The organism is Streptomyces sp. TSRI0281 (genome assembly GCF_001905125.1).
GTDB lineage: Bacteria > Actinomycetota > Actinomycetes > Streptomycetales > Streptomycetaceae > Streptomyces.
In genome coordinates this window covers 15,415-33,188 of record NZ_LWLE01000021.1, presented here as the reverse complement: position 1 = coordinate 33,188, position 17,774 = coordinate 15,415, and the positions used below count along the sequence as shown (strand labels likewise).

At 71.5% G+C, this 17,774-nt stretch carries 16 protein-coding genes; 5 read left to right on the top strand and 11 right to left on the bottom strand.

The genetic code is table 11. The features are described from left to right. Positions 1-73 precede the first annotated feature (73 nt). Entirely contained in the window at positions 74-1,405 is a 1,332-nt protein-coding gene (locus A6A29_RS24695) for an aminotransferase class I/II-fold pyridoxal phosphate-dependent enzyme (protein WP_073722936.1), read from the bottom strand. Between the two features lie 35 nt (positions 1,406-1,440). Between A6A29_RS24695 and A6A29_RS24690 the strand changes: the two genes are divergently transcribed. Further along, a complete protein-coding gene (locus A6A29_RS24690; RefSeq protein WP_073722934.1) occupies positions 1,441-2,133 on the top strand; it encodes a pyridoxamine 5'-phosphate oxidase family protein in 693 nt (230 codons plus the stop codon). A 196-nt stretch (positions 2,134-2,329) separates the two neighbouring features. Here the strand turns inward: A6A29_RS24690 and A6A29_RS24685 are convergent, their stop codons facing one another. The 3 genes from A6A29_RS24685 to A6A29_RS24675 form a co-directional block, all read right to left on the bottom strand. Continuing rightward, the gene (locus tag A6A29_RS24685; RefSeq protein WP_073722932.1) at positions 2,330-3,304 is read right to left on the bottom strand and encodes a DMT family transporter; all 975 of its coding nucleotides are present in this window, start codon (positions 3,302-3,304) and stop codon (positions 2,330-2,332) included. A 158-nt stretch (positions 3,305-3,462) separates the two neighbouring features. Continuing rightward, a complete protein-coding gene (locus A6A29_RS24680; protein WP_073722930.1) occupies positions 3,463-4,491 on the bottom strand; it encodes an EamA family transporter in 1,029 nt (342 codons plus the stop codon). 40 nt (positions 4,492-4,531) lie between these two features. Then, positions 4,532-5,074, bottom strand: a complete 543-nt coding sequence (locus tag A6A29_RS24675) for a Clp protease N-terminal domain-containing protein (RefSeq protein ID WP_073722928.1) — start codon at positions 5,072-5,074, stop codon at positions 4,532-4,534. Positions 5,075-5,319: 245 nt separating this feature from the next. Here A6A29_RS24675 and A6A29_RS24670 point away from each other — a divergent pair, with 245 nt between their 5' ends. Together A6A29_RS24670 and A6A29_RS24665 are read left to right on the top strand one after the other, a co-directional pair. Next, entirely contained in the window at positions 5,320-5,514 is a 195-nt protein-coding gene (locus A6A29_RS24670; RefSeq protein WP_073722926.1) for a hypothetical protein, read from the top strand. 79 nt (positions 5,515-5,593) lie between these two features. Then, entirely contained in the window at positions 5,594-6,025 is a 432-nt protein-coding gene (locus A6A29_RS24665) for a type II toxin-antitoxin system Rv0910 family toxin (protein ID WP_073722924.1), read from the top strand. Between the two features lie 90 nt (positions 6,026-6,115). Here the strand turns inward: A6A29_RS24665 and A6A29_RS24660 are convergent, their stop codons facing one another. The 5 genes from A6A29_RS24660 to A6A29_RS24640 form a co-directional block, all read right to left on the bottom strand. Further along, complete coding sequence (locus tag A6A29_RS24660) at positions 6,116-6,742, bottom strand: PadR family transcriptional regulator (RefSeq protein WP_073722922.1); 627 nt, start codon at positions 6,740-6,742, stop codon at positions 6,116-6,118. Positions 6,743-7,125: 383 nt separating this feature from the next. Continuing rightward, entirely contained in the window at positions 7,126-7,779 is a 654-nt protein-coding gene (locus A6A29_RS24655; protein WP_073722920.1) for a response regulator, read from the bottom strand. 4 nt (positions 7,780-7,783) lie between these two features. Next, the gene (locus tag A6A29_RS24650) at positions 7,784-9,277 is read right to left on the bottom strand and encodes a sensor histidine kinase (protein WP_079182996.1); all 1,494 of its coding nucleotides are present in this window, start codon (positions 9,275-9,277) and stop codon (positions 7,784-7,786) included. Between the two features lie 76 nt (positions 9,278-9,353). Beyond that, entirely contained in the window at positions 9,354-10,595 is a 1,242-nt protein-coding gene (locus A6A29_RS44280) for a Clp protease N-terminal domain-containing protein (RefSeq protein WP_073722918.1), read from the bottom strand. A gap of 143 nt (positions 10,596-10,738) precedes the next feature. Continuing rightward, positions 10,739-11,974 carry an epoxide hydrolase family protein gene (locus tag A6A29_RS24640; RefSeq protein WP_073722916.1) on the bottom strand — a complete coding sequence of 412 codons (1,236 nt, stop codon included), beginning with the start codon at positions 11,972-11,974 and terminating at the stop codon, positions 10,739-10,741. Positions 11,975-12,266: 292 nt separating this feature from the next. Between A6A29_RS24640 and A6A29_RS24635 the strand changes: the two genes are divergently transcribed. After that, positions 12,267-13,274, top strand: coding sequence for an aminoglycoside phosphotransferase family protein (locus A6A29_RS24635; RefSeq protein WP_107468317.1), 1,008 nt, complete (start codon positions 12,267-12,269; stop codon positions 13,272-13,274). Between the two features lie 119 nt (positions 13,275-13,393). On the opposite strand, the gene A6A29_RS24630 is transcribed toward A6A29_RS24635, so the two are convergent. After that, positions 13,394-14,173 carry a CPBP family intramembrane glutamic endopeptidase gene (locus A6A29_RS24630; RefSeq protein WP_073722914.1) on the bottom strand — a complete coding sequence of 260 codons (780 nt, stop codon included), beginning with the start codon at positions 14,171-14,173 and terminating at the stop codon, positions 13,394-13,396. A 185-nt stretch (positions 14,174-14,358) separates the two neighbouring features. On the opposite strand from A6A29_RS24630, the gene A6A29_RS24625 reads away from it, so the two are divergent. Next, entirely contained in the window at positions 14,359-16,149 is a 1,791-nt protein-coding gene (locus A6A29_RS24625; protein WP_107468316.1) for a substrate-binding and VWA domain-containing protein, read from the top strand. Between the two features lie 103 nt (positions 16,150-16,252). On the opposite strand, the gene A6A29_RS24620 is transcribed toward A6A29_RS24625, so the two are convergent. Then, positions 16,253-17,758: a glutamate-cysteine ligase family protein gene (locus A6A29_RS24620; protein WP_073722910.1), complete on the bottom strand. Its 1,506-nt coding sequence runs from the start codon at positions 17,756-17,758 to the stop codon at positions 16,253-16,255. Positions 17,759-17,774 lie beyond the last annotated feature (16 nt).

The window sequence follows — 17,774 nt, the reverse complement described above, 5'->3', positions numbered from 1 at the left end:
CCGGCCTCGGCCGCGTAACAGGGACCGGGCTCCCCGGCCCCTGCCGCGCATCCGACCGCCGCCCCGCCGCCCCTCAGCCGTAACTGATCGGGCGCGCCGGTCCCGCCGCCTCGGCCACCGCGTCCGCCAATGGCTCGATGTCCGCCGCGGCCAGCGTCGACACGGTGAGCCGCACCGCCGGGGGCGCAGCCAGCCGGAATCTCGCCCCGGGCGCCACCGCCCAGCCCGCGCGCAACAGCCGGGCCACGGCTCCCGTCTCGTCGCTCACCGGCACCCACACGTTCATCCCGCTGCGGCCGTGCGCCCGCACACCCCGCTCCGCCAGTGCCCGTACGAGGGCGTCGCGGCGCTCCGCGTACGACCCCGCGACCGTTGCCGGATCGACGGCGCCCGAGGTCCACAGATGCAGCACGGCCCGCTGCAACAACTTGCTGACCCAGCCGGGCCCCAGGCCGAGCCGCCCCACCACCCGGTCGACGGTCACCGCGTCACCCGTCAGCACGGCGACCCGCAGATCGGGGCCGTACGCCTTCGCCGCGGACCGTACGAACACCCAGTGGTCCGTGACCGCGCCCAGCGGGTGCAGCGGCAGGTCGACGATGGCGTGCCCGTGGTCGTCCTCGATCAGCAGCACCCCGGGGTGGCCCGCGAGCACGGCGCGCAACTGCCCGGCCCGCTCCGCACCGATCACGGCCCCCGTCGGGTTCTGCGCCCGGTCGGTGACGATGAGCGCCCTGGCACCCGCCCGCAGGGCACGCTCCACGTCCGCGGGCAACGGGCCCTCGTCATCCACGCCCACCGGCACGGCACGCATCCCGAGCGCCGGTACGAGATCGAGCAGGCTGCCCCACCCCGGATCCTCGACCGCGACGGCGTCGCCCGCCCTGAGGTGCGCGGACAGCACCCGCTCGATCGCGTCCAGAGATCCGGAGGTGACGGCCAGCGGCCCCGGCGGCACCCCGTCCGCATCCATCGCGGCACGCGCGAACGCGGCGAACTCCGCGACCACCGGCGCCTCGCCGTAGAGACCCGGCTGCCGCGCGTACGCGGCGGCGGACACGGCCAGCGCCTCCCCCAGATCCGGCAGCAGCTCCGGGTCCGGGTTGCCCTCCCCCAGGTCCCGTACGCCCGGTGGGGCTTCGATCCGCAGTGAGCCGCGCGCGGTACTGGCGGGGCGCGGTCGCACCCGGCTCCCCCGGCGTCCCGCCGTCTCGATCACCCCGCGCTCGCGCAGGGTGCGATAGGCGGCCGCCACCGTATTCGGGTTCACCTCCAGGAGCGCCGCCAACTCCCGCATTGGAGGCAGTACCTGTCCGGGCGCGAGATCTCCCGAGCCGACGCCTCGCTCCACACTGGCGGCAATTTCCGATGCGCGCCGCCCACTGATCCGATACTCTCCTAGCACAAACTACATTATGCACTAGTGCAATGGAGTACGCAATGCCGGACATCGCAACGCCCGACAGTACGGGCCCGGACGCCGCCGCCCCGTACCTGCCCACCGAGCGCACGGTTCCCACCCGGAGCAAGGAGCGGGCCTCCTACGACCGGGAGCTGGTCCACTCGATACTGGACGCGGCGTACCTCTGCCATCTGGGCTTCGTCCGCGACGGTGCGCCGGTCGTGCTGCCGACCCTGTTCGGCCGGATCGGCGAACGGCTCTACGTCCACGGCTCGACCGGTTCCCGGCCGCTGCGCGCGGCGGACGGGGCGGACCCCGGTCTGCCGGTCTGCCTCACGGTCACGCATGTCGACGCACTGGTGCTGGCCCGGTCCGCCTTCCACCACTCGTTGAACTACCGCTCCGTGATGGTCCACGGGGTGGCGGTCACGGTGACCGACCCCGAGGAGCGGCGCATCGCACTGGACGCGATCGTCGACCAGGTCGTCCCCGGCAGGTCGCGGGACGCGCGGCCCGCCGACGCGAAGGAACTGGCCGCGACGGCGGTGATCCGGCTCGACCTCGACGAGGTCTCCGCGAAGGTGCGCACCGGCGGCCCCGGCGACGAACCGGCCGATGTCGGGCTGCCCCACTGGGCGGGCATCGTCCCGCTCACCCGTGGATACGCCGAGCCCGTCCCGGCGGACGATCTCGACCCGGCCATCGCGGTGCCGCCGTATCTGTCACGGTGACCTGCGGCGCCTGCCGGTGCGTGTCGCCACGGTGGCCTGCGGCACCTGCCGGCGTATCTCGCCACGGTGGCCTGCGGCGCTTGTCGGCGTATTTCGTGCCGGTGACCTGCGATGCCTGCCGGTCACGCGCGTCGGACCGGCCGGACGGCGGAGATCCGCCGGAGCGCGGACCCGCCGCACGGCAACGGCCCGGCGGTCACACCGTGACGGCAGCCTTTCGTCGGCCGGCCGCCGCGCCGCGCGCCTCGGCCAAGGCGAGCCCCGCCACCGCGGTGAGCAGGAGCAGGGTGCCGATGACGGTGGCCGCCGTCAGCCGCTCCCGCAGCACGGTCACGGCGATCAGCGCCGCGCTCACCGGCTCCAGGAGCATGATCACGGAGACGGTCGCCGACCGGACCGCCGCGGCGCCGGCGAAGTACAGGGCGTACGCGAGCGCCGTCGGCACCGCGGCCACGTACACCAGCAGCCACAGCACCTGACCGGTCTCCGCGGTGTGCGGCACGAGCCCCTCGGCAGCGGCCATCGGCAGCAGCCCCACGGCACCGATCCCGAACGCCCAGGCACTGGTGGCGAGTGCGTCGCCGCCCCCGCCGTCCCGCCCGAGCCACCGGGTGAGCAGGGTGATCGCGGCGTATCCGGCGGCGGAGAGCAGCGCCAGGGCGACGCCCAGCGGCCGTACCTCGGCACCGTCGCCGCCGAGCACCAGCACGGCCAGTCCCGCGAGCGCACCGGTCACCCCGGCCAGCCCGCCGCGGCCGAGGCGCTCGCCCATGGTCAGCCGCGCGCCCACGGCGATGAGGACCGGCCCGGCCCCCAGCGTGACGACGGTCCCGACCGCGAGGCCGGTCACCTCGACGGCCGCGAAGTACGCGCTCTGGAACAGGGTGAGACCGATCCCGGTCCCGAGGATGCGCAGCAGCCGGCGGCGCCCGGTCTCCGCAGGGCCGGGGGCACGGCGCGGCCGCAGCGCCAGTGCTCCGGCCAGCAGGACGAGGCCGCCGGCGCAGCGCCAGAACGACAGGGCGAGAGGCCCGAGATCACTGACCCGGAAGATCAGGGAGGCGGCCGCTCCGGCGGTGCCCCAGGCGACTCCGGCGACGACGAGGTACAGCAGGCTCCGCCCGACGGGCAGGCCGGGAACGACGGGCAGGCCGGAAGCAGGGTTCGACACGTGACTTCTCCAGAGGAGGACGGGGTGGTGGTCGCTCGGCTCCGCACGCGGGCAGCGACGAACCGCTCGGGGACTGCCCGAGCCCGGTCTTCGTCAGGAGTGGCCGCCCGCGCTAGGCGGCAGGCGGCGGAAGTACGGTCAGATGCATGCTCGGCACACTACGGCGAGGTGCGTCCCACGGACAACTTCCCCTCGGCGGTGCCCCCGACGGCCCCCTCGGGCGGGGCGAGGGCCGACGCGACCGGCCCGGAGGGCGGTTTCGGCGCCGAGGACTGTGCGATGAACGCGCCGATCAGGACGACCGAGCCACCGACGAGCTGCGGTGCGGAGAGGTGCTCGCCGAGCAGCACCCAGGCGAGCACGGTCGCGATGACCGCCTCCAGACAGGCGACGACGCCCGCCACCTGTGGGGAGAGCAGCCGCACCGAGATCACTCCGGTGACATAGGCGAGCACGGTGGCGAGCAGCACGATCCAGCCGAGCAGCAGCCACGCGGGGACCGCGTTCCCGTTCATGTCCGCGGTCCCGCCGAGGATCGCCCAGTCCATGCCCCAGGGCCGGGCGACCACGGTCAGCACAGCGGCACCGATCAGCAGTCCGTAGGCGATGACCCCGACCGGATGCGGCGGCGGGACGCTCTTCCCGCCACTGCTCGCGGTGTCCTGGCTGCCCTGGTCCGACAGGACGAAGTAGCCGACCTGGCAGCAGGCGGCGGCGAGGGCGAGCAGCAGTCCGACGGCGTCGAAACTCAGTCCGGACCACACCTCGACGACACAGGCCAGACCGCCGACCGCGAGGATCACGCCGAGCGCGGCGGCCCGGGTGACGGGTCTGCGCTGGACGAAGCGGACCCAGCCGAGAACCAGCGCCGGGGCCAGGTACTCGACCAGCAGCGCCACACCGACGGGGATACGGGAGATCGCGGCGAAGTAGAAGGCCTGGACACCGGCGACGGCGAACAGGCCGAACCCGGCCAGCAGAGCGGGCCGTTCACGCACGAGGTTCCGGTGGCGCCAGGCGACCGGCAGCATGACGAGTGCGGCGCCGGCCACCCGTAGCCACACCACATGCAGCGGGTCGAGCCCGGCCTCGATCAGCGGCTTGGCCGCCACCCCTGAACCACCGAATGCGAGGGCCGAGGCAAGGGCTAGTCCCAGGCCGGCGCTTCTCCCCTGAGACGCGTGCATCGGCACATCATGACAGTTGCGATCAGCACCGTCACCCCTGTCACACCTGTCGAGACGCCTCGGCCGTCCGTTCCGCCGCGCGGGCCGCCAGCCACGCCGCGTCCACACCCGCCCGTGCCAGTACCTCCACGGCCCGGCACTCCGTGTCGACCGCCAGCGCGGAGAGCAGGTCGAGGCCGCCGGCCCGCGACTCGCCGCGGAGTCCGGCGCTGTGGCCGGCCGCTTCCATCGCGGACACGGCCGAGGGCGACCAGCCGTCCACCGCCGCCTCCCGGACCACCGGGACCGCGCCCGAGTCCTCGACGGAACCCTGCCAGCGAAGCCCGTAGCCGATACTGCGCTGCACGAGGTAGCCGAGCACCCTGGCCAGCTGCGGCCCGCCGTCGAAGGCTTCCCGGACCGCTGGGTCCGATTCGATGAGGGAGTGCAGGAGATGGGCCGTGTCGATCTGACGGTCACCGTCGCGCAGGGCCCGCCTGCGCGCGCCGGTCACCACCGAGGCCAGCTCAACAGTGAGTCCGGCATCGAGGTCGACAGGGTTCGGTGCGGGCTGTTCGGGTATCCGCGGCGTCCGGTTTTGCACACCTCTTACCCCATCAGTCCCCCGGTGCCGGAACATCCCCGGAGGGGCCCATTTACACATCCCACCCAAGTTGGGCACATCAGATCACCCCCTCATCCTTCCGGATGAGATCTCGCCAGGCACACAACCCAGCCGAAAAGTGGCGCACGCCGCCTTGCCCCACACCCCCGGGCAACCGCGAGCCCCGTGGTACACGTCCCTCACGCAACAGCGAACTCACAGCACCCGGAAGGAGCGCGGCGGCGGTGTTCTGGATGGTCGCCCTGCTGGCGCAGGACGGACTGCAGTACGTCTACCGGGTGTACGCACCGGACGACGCCCTGCCCGCCGATCTCTTCTGGGCGGCGTTCCACTGCCACGACGAGGGTCCGCATCCGCGCGCATCGGACTGGTTCGATTCGGCGGTGATCTGGCGGAACCGGCAGACCCAGCAGATCTGACGGTCCATCAGCATTGCTTGTTCTCGCCGCCGACGCTACGTTCCGCGACACCGTAACCCGACGAGCAAGGGGTGGTCGCATGGCCGAGGTCAGCGCCGAGGCGCGCATCGAGGCACCCGCCGACAAGGTCTGGGCTCAACTCACGGACTTCACCACGTACGGCGAGTGGAACGCCACCCACACCAGCTTCCCCAAGGGCGGCCCCGCCGTACTGGAACTCGCCGCCACCTATGAGGAGAACATGAAACTCATGGGCTTCCCCGCCGAGGTGACCTGGACGGTCGACGAGCTGGAGACCGGCCGGCTGCTCACCACCCGGGGCAAGGGGCCGATGGGGGTCGCCCTGTGCATGCGGTACTCGCTGACCCCGGACGGGGACGCCACCACGATGCGTATCGACGGGGAGTTCACCGGGGCCGCGGTCTCCCTGATGGCGGGCAAGCTCAAGGACTCGGCGACGGCGGCGCTGCATGAGTCGCTGCGCAAGCTCGGCGGCCTCGCCGCCGCATGACCTTCTGCACACCGACGGGGCACGGACGCACCGAAGGGCCCCGCGGATCGACCGCGGGGCCCTTCGTGCCGACTGTGACGCACCGGACCATCAGTGCTCGCCGGCAAGGATCAGGTAGAGCTTCTTACGGGCGTCATTGATGACCGACAGCGCCTTCTCCCGCTGATCGGCCGAGCCGGTCTTCCAGACCTGCCCGAACGCCTCCATCAGACCGAAGCCGGCCTGACGGATCTCGTTCACGCTCTCCCAGTCGACGCCGCGCCCGGCCTCCTCCCACGGCGCGTCGGGGCCGGATTCGGCCTCACCGCGCCCGGAGTCGGTGAGCGTGAACAGCTTCTTGCCGCCCTCGCTGGCACTGACGATCAGGCCCTCGTCCTCCAGCAGCTGGAGGGTCGGGTAGACGGAGCCAGGACTGGGCCGCCAGGCCCCGCCACTGCGCTCGCCGATCTCCTGAATCATCTCGTACCCGTGCATCGGCCGGTCCTTCAGCAGGGCCAGGATCGACGCGCGTACGTCACCACGCCGCGCCCTTCCCCGGCCGCCACCCCGCCCGCGCCCGCCACCGAAGGGGCCACCGCCGAAGGGACCGCCACCGAACGGCGGCCCGAACTGCCCGAAGGCCGCCCGCCGCCCCTCGAAGTCGCCCCGACCCGGGTGACCGGGCCCACAGTGCCCGTGTCCATGTCCGTGCTCATGCTCGTGTCCATGTGAACGCATCGCTACGCTCCTTCTATCGTTGATCTGTCGCGATGCGTCAACGATATATCGGAAACTATCGCCTGGCAAACCCCTGTGCCCAGCGTTCGTGTGTCGTCGCGTGGAATTCCGACGCCTGAGTCGCAGGACGCGGAAGGTCACCGGCCCAGCGGAACGGCGCCTCCTGTCACTGCCGGGAGACGATCTCGCTTCCTGTCACTGCCGGGAGGCGATCTCGCTGTCCGGTCCGGCTCGGGTTGCCCCCTACCGTCCGATCGAGACGTTCGGTCGGCGAACCTGGTTCTGCCAGTGCGGGTGCGGGTGCGGAGGCGGAGGCGCCGCGTGCCGCCCCGGTACGGCTTGTGCCGCTCGCGTCCGCCGGTGCGGGACTGCGGAGAGCCGGCTCAACGATCGGTGAGCAGCCCGGCGTCATGGGCGAGGACGGCCGCCTGTACGCGGTTGGCGCAGCCGGTGCGGGTGAGGATCCGGCTGATGTGGGCCTTGACCGTGCCGGCACTCAGATAGAGCCGGTCGGCGATCTCCGCGTTGGACAGGCCCGTGCCCAGCAGCCGTAGGACATCCCGTTCGGCCGGGGTCAGTTCTTCGGTCCGGCGCAGCGCGGCCTCGGTGTCCCTGCCGGACTTCACGTGCCGTTCCAGCAGCCGCCGGGTGATCCGGGGGGCCAGTACCGGTTCGCCTCCGGCGGCGAGTTGCACGGCGCGGATCAGTTCGGCGGGCCCGGTGTCCTTGAGGAGGAATCCGCTCGCACCGGCCCGCAGGGCGCGCGTCACGCTCGCTTCCTCACTGAACGCCGTCAGCATCACGACACAGGTGCGGGGCGAGAGGCGGGTGATGTCCTCGGCCGCCGCGATTCCGTCCCTGACCGGCATGCTGATGTCGAGCAGGGCGACGTCGATGTCCTGGGCGCGGCATGCCGCGGCGGCCTCACGGCCGTCGCCCGCCTCGGCGACCACCGCGATGTCCTCGGCGTTCTCCAGAATCATCCGGATTCCCGCGCGCATCAGCGCCTCGTCGTCGGCGACCAGAACCCGGATCATCAGGTCATCCTAGGGCCGCGTGAACCAGCAGGATGATGAGGAAGGCGACCGTGGGCAGGGTCACGAGCAGTGCCAGGCAGCCCGATCCCAGGACGCGCGGCCAGGTCAGGACCTCGTCCCGCAGAGGGGCTCGTGCCCCTCTCTGTTCGTTGCCGTCGGATCGACGGCGGGCCGGGTCCGGAAAGGGATCGGCGATGGCCCCCTGGAGCGCGGCGACTCCCACGGGCTCGTTGCCGTGCGTGGGCAGCCAGGCCGCCACGCGGAATCCACCGTTGGTCAAGGCGCCTGCCCGGAACGTGCCGCCGAGCAACGAGATCCGTTCCTGGCAGCCGGCCAGCCCGCTGTGACTTCCGCCGTGGGAATGGCCGGACGCGCGGGGCGCCTCGTTGGTGACGGACACGTCGACACCTCTGTCCGCGCCTCGCACCACCACCCTGGTGGGCGCGCCGGACGCGTGTTTCAGCACGTTCGTCAGCCCTTCGCGGACCACCCGGTGGATCGCCTGACGCGTACGGGGGCCCACCTCGGACGTGTCGGGCACGGACCAGTCCAACTCGACGGTGCTGCCCGTATGCCGGGATTCCGTCACGAGCGCGGTGATGTCCTCACGCGTTCCCCTCTCCTCCCGGGTCCCGTCCGTCGGACCGGTCATGTCCTCGTACCGCAGGACACCGAGGATCTCGCGGAGTTCCTCCATGGCCGAACCGGCAGTCGTACGGAGCAACTCGGCCTGTCCGACGAGGGCGGGGGCCTGCCGCGCGGCGCCGAGTTCGAGCGCCCCGGCGTGCACCGAGATCAGGCTCAGCCGGTGTCCCAGGAGATCGTGCATCTCTCCCGCGATCCGGGTCCGTTCCTCCATCCGGGCCGCCGAGGCGGTCAGCACACGGGCCTGCTCCAGATAGGCGTTGCGTTCCCGCAGCAGGCTGACCAGGGGCCGCCGCCGCCCCAGCAGGGTGCCGGCCAGGGCCGGAAGCAGAAGAAGAAGCACCGCCGAGACGGCGTTCTCGGACAGTTCCGGCAGCAGGGTCCCGGGCCGGACCAGGGCACGCGCGAGGCTCAGGGCACCGACCGCGGCGCAGGCCACCCCGACGAGCTGCCACACACGCCGGGGCGGTGCGATACGACGGGTGGCGGACAGCACGATCAGTGGTGCCACCGCCAGGGTCCACACGTTGTCGCCCGCGACCAGCACGGAGGAACCCAGGACCGCGGCGACCGGCCGGCCGCGCCGGGCGGGGACGAGTATCGCCGCCCACAACGCCTCCGCGACGGCCGACACCGGCCGGTCCGGGGGCGCCAGCAGCAGCGGCATCAGACCGGCGGCCGCGACCAGGGCACAGAGGAGCGTCTCGGTGACGACCGTACGGCGCTCGGCTGCACGCACCGCGGACCAGCTCTCCACCGCCTCACGGCGCAGCCACCGCGTCGCACCGGCCGATGTGCGCCTCAGCCGTACGGACGGGCGCGACAGCCGCGTGGATTCGGGCGCCTGACTCATGATCTCCCTCGCACCGCCTCCGGGTCTCCCGCGAGGAACGGTAGCCGCAGCGGTCGCCGCCCGGCGGGCACGGGTGTCATGCGCCCTGCCGGAGGCTCAGTTCCGCCCGCAGCGCGGCCACGTCCACCCGGTCGGCAGCCAGCAGCGCGACGACCGCGCCACCGGCCCCGCCGTCCGCGTCCGCCGCCGGCTCGTCGAGCAGCGCGGACAGCAGGTGGACCGTACCGACCGTGGGCGACCCGTGCTCGGCGGCGGACAGCCGCGCCATCGCCACGGCCCGCTCGGCGGCGGCGGACCGCCGCACACCGTCGGCGGGGACAACGGCGGACAAGCTCGCCGAGGCCGACGAGACCAGGGAGACCTGCCGTACGCCGTGTCGGCGCAGCAGGGCAGGAGCGGAGTTCGCGTCCTCCAGGCTCCCGGGAAGCGAGCGCCCGGCGACGTGCAGTGCCCGGTCCAGCGCCAGCGTCCCCAGCAGAAGATCCGCCGGCTCCACCTCGGCGCGTCCGCACCGTACCGCTTGCCGCATGGCCTCGATGGACACCGCGAACAGGACCGGTGAGCCGTTCTCGGTGCTTCCCGAGGTCCATGAAGTCAGCGCGCGGGTCAAGCGGTTGCCGCTCCTGCCCACCGTTCCGGCCTGGCGGAGCAGGATGACGCCGCGGGATTCCGGTCCCTCGGTCTCCGCCGGGGCGCTCGCGTCCAGTCGATCGAGCGCGCTCGACGCGGCGGCCACGTCCAGCCGCTGCAACAGCAGGGCCTCCCGTGCCCGGCTGTCCGGCAGGTCCAGCAAGGCACGGGCCACATGCCTGCAGCGCACGGAGATCGTCCCCTCGGCGCGCGCCGACCTGAGCGCGAGCAACAGGCACGCGCGCAGCGCCCCGCTCATCCCTGGCAGCACCCCGCCGCTGTCCGCGGCCGATCCGCGCGACCCGAGGCCGACGCGCCACCGTGCCTCATGCCAGGCGGCATCCACCTCTTTCCCGTCGGCATCCTGATCAGCTTCCGCACCGGTGCCCGCCCCGACCGGTCCTCCGGGTGCCTCTTCCTCGCTCACCCAGCCGCGGCCGGCCCTGCCGGTGATCAACCCGCTGAGCGAACCGGCCTTCCGCATGCCCGGGGCGATCGCCGCACCGGCGTCCGTGTCCCCCATCACCAACTCCCCCAGCAGGGTGTCCGTCCCCACCGCCGACAACTCACGCCTGGCCGCACGGCGCAGTGTCTCCACGAACAGGTCCACGACGTCCGGTTCGAACTCCGTGGTCGCTCCGGTCACCGTCGTGCCATCGGCTGCTCCGGCCGTCCCTCGCTGCCTCATCAACATTCCCCTCAAAGCGTGCTGGCCTGGTCCGGACAACGCTAGGCGCACCCACCGCGCCATCGCTTCTGCCGATCGGCCACACTCCCCGTCCGATCGGCGGCGTGCGCCCGGCCCGTCGCCGGACGCGCCCACAGGGTCGTTCAGGGCCTGCGGCCGTGGAAGGTGCGCCGCAGGTCGCTCACCCAGGCGTCGGGGTTCTCCCAGGGGATGAAGTGGCCGCCGTGGTCGTGGGCGTTGACGTTGACGTGGTTGAACCAATCGGCCTGCGGGCCGGTCTTGAATGCCTGGACGCGCTCGGTGGTGGTGTGGATGCCGGGCGGGTTCTCGTACGTGACGAAGGTGAGGCCGACCGGGGCCTGCACGACCGGGGTGCGGTCGTGGGCGGGGGTCCAGGGGTAGCGGTTGGCGTTGGCGTAGTAACGCATCGACGTGGCGATGGAGTTGTTCACCCAGTAGATCGTGGCGTGGGTGAGCAGGTCATCCTTGGTGAAGACGGACTCCAGGTCGCCGCCGTTGTCGCTCCAGGCGTTCCAGCGTTCCAGCAGCCACGCGAGCAGTCCGGCGGGTGAGTCGCTCAGCCCATGGGCCAGGGTGGCACCGTCGAGCATGTGCACGGCGAGGTGGGACGCCGAGCGGTGGTCCAGCTCGGTGATGCGGGCGCGGACGTCGGCGGGCTGGTCGTCGGTGAGGGGCCGGTCCCGGGCGAAGTCCCAGGCGCGGGGACCGTTGAAGAAGTCGAGCGGCAGCCCGGAGCCGATGTGGATGCCGTACAGCTCGTCGGCGTACTTGTGGCCGAGCTGGCTGGAGACGATCCCGCCGATGTCGCAGCCCCCCGCGGCGTACTTCTCGTATCCCAGGGTCTCGGTCATCAGGGTGTGCCAGAGGTCGGAGACCTTCCAGAAGTTGACGTCCGAGAAGCCGGTGAGCGGGCCGGGGAATCCGAAGCCGGGCAGGGACGGCACGATGACGTCGAACGCGTCGGCGGGGTCGCCGCCGAACGCGGCCGGGTCGGCGAGCGGGTCGATCACCTTCGACCAGTGCCAGAACGTCCACGGCCAGCCGTGGGTGAGGATCAACGGGATCGGGCGAGGGCCGCGGCCGGGCTTGCCCATGAAGTGCACCGGGACACCGGCGACGCTCACCTGGTAGTGCTCGTAGCGGTTGATGGCGGCCTCGGCCCTGCGCCAGTCGTAGCCGTCCCGCCAGTAGGCGACCAGCTCACGGAGAGAGCTGTCCGGGACGCCGTAGGACCAGTCCCCGTTCCCTTCGTCCAGCGGCGGACGGGTCAGGGCGAGACGGGCCCGCAGGTCATCGAGGACCCTGTCGGACACATGGATCGGGGTGGGCTCCAGGGGAAAGGCATGAGGGGTGGTCATGGCGTGGTTCCTTACTGGGTAGCGGAAGCGGTGTCGTCGGCCTGCTGGACGGTTGGGCGGCGAGCCGGGCCGGTTCGAGGTGTGCGGGCAGTGGCGTGGCGAGTGCCTGCCGGTGGTGCGGGAGCTGCCGGGCGACCGATGCACTCCTACCGGGTGCCCCGCGCTGGAGGCCGCCGTGAAGCTTGCCGGCAGGACGGGCCGCCATCGATCACGCGGCGTGGTGGTGCGTGTGGGGCGGGCCGCGCGAGAGAAAGGGATGGAGGCCGGGCGGACTCCGTGCTGGGATGGCGCGATGCGGCACGACATGTCGGTGGTGGTGGACCGGGGGACATACCAGGACGCGCTGACGCCCTGGGAGCAGGCGGCCTGGCGGGAGGCCGCGCTCGCCTGGGCCGAGCGCGGGCTCGCTGCTCGTGGCCTGCGTGAAACAGGGCGACGGAGAGTCCGGCTTCGGCCGTGGTCCGTCCTGGTTCGTATGCCCGTCGAAGGTCACGGCTCCGTCTGGTTCAAGGCCAATCCGCCCGCGAGCGCCTTCGAGGCCGCGCTCACCTCCGCACTGGCCCGCTGGGCTCCCGGACACGTGCTGGAACCGCTCGCGATCGACGCCGAACGCGGATGGTCGTTGCTCCCCGACGGTGGCGATCTCTTCAGGGACGTACTCGACCGGAGCCCCGTTGATCCGCGGGCCTGGGAAGAGCCGCTGAGTCAGTACGCGGAAATGCAGCGCGCGCTCGTCCCGCACGCCGAGGAGCTCGAACTGCTCGGCGTCCCCAGCGCCCGGACGACCGCGCTTCCCGACGTCTTCGACCGGGCGATCGCCGAGAACACCGCGCTGCGGCCGGACGAGCTCACCGAGCTGCGCCGGCTGCGGCCGCGCCTGGTGGAGTGGTGCACGGAGCTTGCCGACGCGGGCATCCCGGACACACTCGACCACGCCGATCTGCACGACGGTCAGCTCTTCGCCCCCGAGCCGGGCCGGTTCACCTTCTTCGACTGGGGCGACGCCGCCGTCTCCCATCCCTTCTGCAGCTTCCTCGTCCCTGCTCGGAGCGCCTGCGACCGGTACGGGCCCGGGGTGCTGCCCCGGCTGCGTGACGCCTACCTGGAACCGTGGACAGGAACCGGTCGGACAGCGGCAGAACTGCGGCGCGCCGTGGCCCTGGCAGAGCGGCTCGGCGCTATCGGCCGCGCCTGTTCCTGGGGCCGTCTCTTCCCCGGAGCATCCGGCACGGCAGACGCGACAGGTTCCGCGGAAGGCGCCCAGTGGCTGCTGAGACTCCTCCATGAGCCGCCGGTCTGAGGACTGTCCCGTCCCGGAGTCACCTGCGCGACGCACTCCGTGCGACGGGACATCTGTGCCTGGCACGAAAAGGATGGGGCGCGGGAAGGATTCCCGTACGTCCCCCGACGAACGTCCGCTCATGGCGTGGGCAGCCAGTCCACCTTTCCGGCGAGCAGCGCGTATCCCACGAACGCCCCGATGTCGAGCAGCGCGTGCGCGACGACCAGCGGTCCGACCCGCCCCCAGCGCCGGTACAGCAGCACGAAGACGACGCCCATCACCATGTTGCCGATGAAGCCGCCGATGCCCTGATACAGGTGATACGAACCGCGCAGCACCGAGCTCGCCACCAGCGCGGCCATCGGCGTCCAGCCCAATTGCCCCAGTCTGCGCAGCAGGTATCCGACGACGACCACTTCCTCCAGTACGGAGTTCTGCACCGCGGAAAGGATCAGTACGGGGAACTTCCACCACACGTCGGGCAGCGACTCCGGAACCACGGTGAGATTGAAGCCGGTCGCACGCGCCACCAGGTAGAAGGCGAGCCCGGCGCTGCCGATGCCCGCGGCGACGAGGGTGCCGCGGCCGAGGTCGGGCCCGGGTCCGGTCCGGTCGAATCCGAGGACCCGCAGGCCCGCTCCTTCCCTGATCAGCAGATGTGCGACCAGGGCGACCGGCACCAGAGCCGTTGCGATTCCGAACATTTGCCATGCCAGATCCAGCCATGGCCGCCCCGGAGCGTGCGAACCATTGAGCGTGGCCGCCTGATCCTTCAAACCCCCTGGTTTGGTCAGCGATCCGACAAAACTGATCAGGGCAGACACCCCGCTCGCGCCCAGCGAGAGAGCCAGCACCAACACCGTCTCGGACCGCAGGATCCGCTGTGACACGGCCTCTTGGGGAAAAGAATCAGCCACGCGCCCCGTCTCCACCTGTCCACCTGCCTTTAGTTGTGCAATCGCGTCTCATCCCGCCCGCCGTCCCACTAGGGTCTCGAATGCAGGTACGAAGATCATGCGCGACAGGCCGGGGGACGACCACCATCGCCGATGGTGCGGTCCCCCTTTTTCCTTGTACATCCTCAAGGAGGGGCACCACCGACATGGGACGTCATAGCTTGCCTGACGACTACGAGGCGGAGGGACACCGGGACGGCCCTCCCCCGCGTCGCCGCCGCACCGTTGCCATCGCCACCATGCTGGTACTCGCCGTGGCGGCGGGAACGGCGGTCGCGGCCCAGGGCGGCCTGTTGTCGTTCTCCGAGTCCTGCGAGGACTCCACCGTGCATCTGTCGATGGCGGCCTCCCCCGACATCGCCCCCGCCATGCGCGCCATCGCCGACAAGGCGCGCGCGGACGAGGTCAGATCCGACGGCCGCTGCCTGGACGTCGAGGTGGTGGCCCGCGACGCCTACAAGGTCGCCGACGCGCTCGCCACCGGCGGCAAGTCCGTCGACTACCAGGTCTGGCTGCCCGACTCCGACCTCTGGCTGGACCGGGCCAAGGGCATCGGCGACGGCATCCCGATCACCCCGTCCGACTCCGTGGCCTCCTCACCGGTGGCCCTCGGCATGGTGCCGTCGGCGTCCGAGGAACTGGGCTGGCCCGAGAAGACCTACTCCTGGGCCGAGTTGGTCGCGTCGGCCATGCGGTCGGACAAGGTACGCCTCGGTGCCGCCGACCCGGCGCGCAGTGCCACCGGGCTGCTCGCGCTGGCCGGCATCGGGGCCTCGTCCGACAAGCAGGGCGGGGACAGCGGCACCAGGGTCGCCGAGACGGCGAAGGTACTGGCCCAGCGGATGTCCGACAGTGACGCCCAGGTGCTGGAGACGCTGGCCCACGACAGCTCGGGCGCCGAGGACGGCAACCCGAAGCGCAACCAGGCGGTGCTCGTCTCCGAGCAGGCGGCGTTCACCCACAACGCGGAGGCGACCGGAGGGGGCAAGCTCGACCTGTTCTACCCGAAGGACGGCACCCCGCTCCTCAACTACCCGTACACCCTGGTCGACGAGCCGAAACTGAGCACCCACGAGGCGCGGGCGGCCCTGCGCTTCATGACCCTGCTGAACGACCCGGGCTCGCGGACCATCCTCACCCGGCACGGCTTCCGGCCCGTGGACGGGACGGCTGTGGACACGGTCGTCGCGTCGGCCGGCGGCAAAGATCCCCAGCCGTACGCCACCTCGGCGGCCGAGGCCCCGTCCGCGCGGGCCCTCCAGGAGACGCTCGGCATGTGGACGATCACCGTGCAGAGCGCCCGGCTGACCACGGTCGTCGATGTCTCCGGCTCCATGGCCACCCCGGTGCCGGGCCGCAACCAGTCCCGGATGGACGTGACGAAGGCGTCCCTGATCCAGGCGCTCGGCCAGTTCACCGCGAACGACGAGATCGGGCTGTGGGAGTTCGCGACGACGCTGGACGGCGAGAAGGACTACCGCGAGCTGATGCCGGCCAGAAGGCTCGGCGACCCGGCGAAGGGCGGCGGCACCCACCGGGAGAAGCTCTCGGCGGCGTTCGCGGGGCTCCGGCCCGTACCGGGCGGGGCCACCGGTCTGTACGACACCACCCTGGCCTCGTACGAGGCGGCCCAGTCCTCGTATGTGAAGGGCAAGTTCAATGCCCTGGTGATCCTCACCGACGGCTCCAACCAGGACACCCACGGCATCTCCCGCAGCGCGCTGATCGACCGGCTGAAGCAGCTCGCCGACCCGCAGCGGCCGGTGCCGATCATCGCCATCGCGGTGGGCCCGGACGCCGACCGCGACGAGGTGTCGGCGATAGCGAAGGTGACCGGCGGCGGCGGGTACGAGGTGAGCGACCCGGCGGAGATCCAGGCGGTGATCCTGCAGGCCATCATGACCGCCGGAGAGAACGGGCGCGCCTCGCAGGAGTAGCCCTCAGGACCGGACGGAACCGCGCAGCACGCAGACCCGCCTCCCGGCCCCGGCACGGGGGCACCGCCCCCCGCAGGTCCGCGGTCCGGGCGGACGGTCCGCGTCAGGGCGCCGGGAACCCGGTCGGCCAGGTGTGCACCGGATCGCCCGTCCGCATCAGCTCGGCGTAGCGCCGGGTGGTGGCCGCCAGTGCCGCGTCCCGTTCCAGTCCGGCCTCCAGCGCCCGGTGGTACGTGGCGACCTGCCAGGAGGCTCCGTTGACGCGTCGCCTGCACCGCTCTTCGATGACCCCGAGGTAGAGGTCGCGGTCCGCGGGCTCGATGTTCCAGGCGTCGAGCCCGGCGGCGGCGAGCGGCAGCAGTTCGTCGCGTACGAGCTTGACGGCCGGCACCTTGGTGATCCCGCCGGAACGGCCGGTGCACGGCCAGAGCAGTTCGGCCTCGATGCCGTGGCGGCAGGCGGCGTCGAAGTTCTCCTCGGCGGCCTCGAAGGGCAGCTTGGTCCACACCGGCCGGGACTCCCCGGCCAGGGCCCGTACCAGCCCGTAGTAGAACGCGGCGTTGGCGATCACGTCCGTCACCGTGGGCCCGGCCGGCAGGACCCGGTTCTCCACGCGCAGGTGGGGAACGCCGTCCGCGAGTCCGTACACCGGCCGGTTCCAGCGGTAGACCGTGCCGTTGTGCAGCACGAGCTCGGCGAGCGTCGGCACCCCGCCCTCGTCCAGGACCCGCAGGGGTTCCTCGTCGTCGCAGATCGGCAGCAGCGGCGGGAAGTACCGCAGATTCTCCTCGAAGAGCTCGTACGCGGAACTGATCCACCGTTCCCCGAACCAGGTCCTCGGCCGTACCCCCTGATTCCGCAGCTCGGGCGGCCGTACGTCGGTGGCCTGCTGGAACAGCGGTGGCCGCGACTCCCGCCACAGCTCCTTGCCGAACAGGAAGGGTGCGTTGGCGCCGAGCGCGATCTGGACGGCCGCGACGGCCTGGGCGGCGTTCCAGACGTCCGCGAACCGCTCGGGCGTCACCTGAAGGTGCAATTGCACCGAGGTGCAGGCCGATTCGGGAGCGATCGAGGGCGAGGTGCAGACCAGTCGCTCGACGCCCTCGATATCGAGGGCGAAATCCTCCCCACGGGCCGCCGACATTTGATCGTTGAGCAACGTGTAACGTTCCGCTTCGGAGAGGTTCGCCGACACCACATCCTGCCTGCCGAGCGTCGGCAGGATTCCGATCATCACGATCCCCGCATCGACCTCGCCCGCCTTCCGATGGGCATAGGCGAGCCCGGTGCGCAGCTCCTCCGCCAGCTGGTCGAAAACCCGTCCGCCGAGCCGGTGCGGAACAATGTTCACTTCCAGATTGAACATCCCCAGTTCGGTCTGGAAATCCTGGCTCGCGATGCGCTGGAGCACCTGCGCATTCCGCATCCTCGGCATACCGTCGGAGCCCGCCAGATTCAGCTCTATCTCCAGCCCCATGAGGTTCCTGGGGCGATCGAAGCTCCGCTCCGCCAGGAGTCTCCCCAGCCCCTCCAGGCACTGGTTGAGCTTTCTGCGGTACGTCTGCCGATCGGACAGGTCAAAGGCTCCCGCCACGACCTTCTCCCCCATCGAAGGGTCCCTCCTC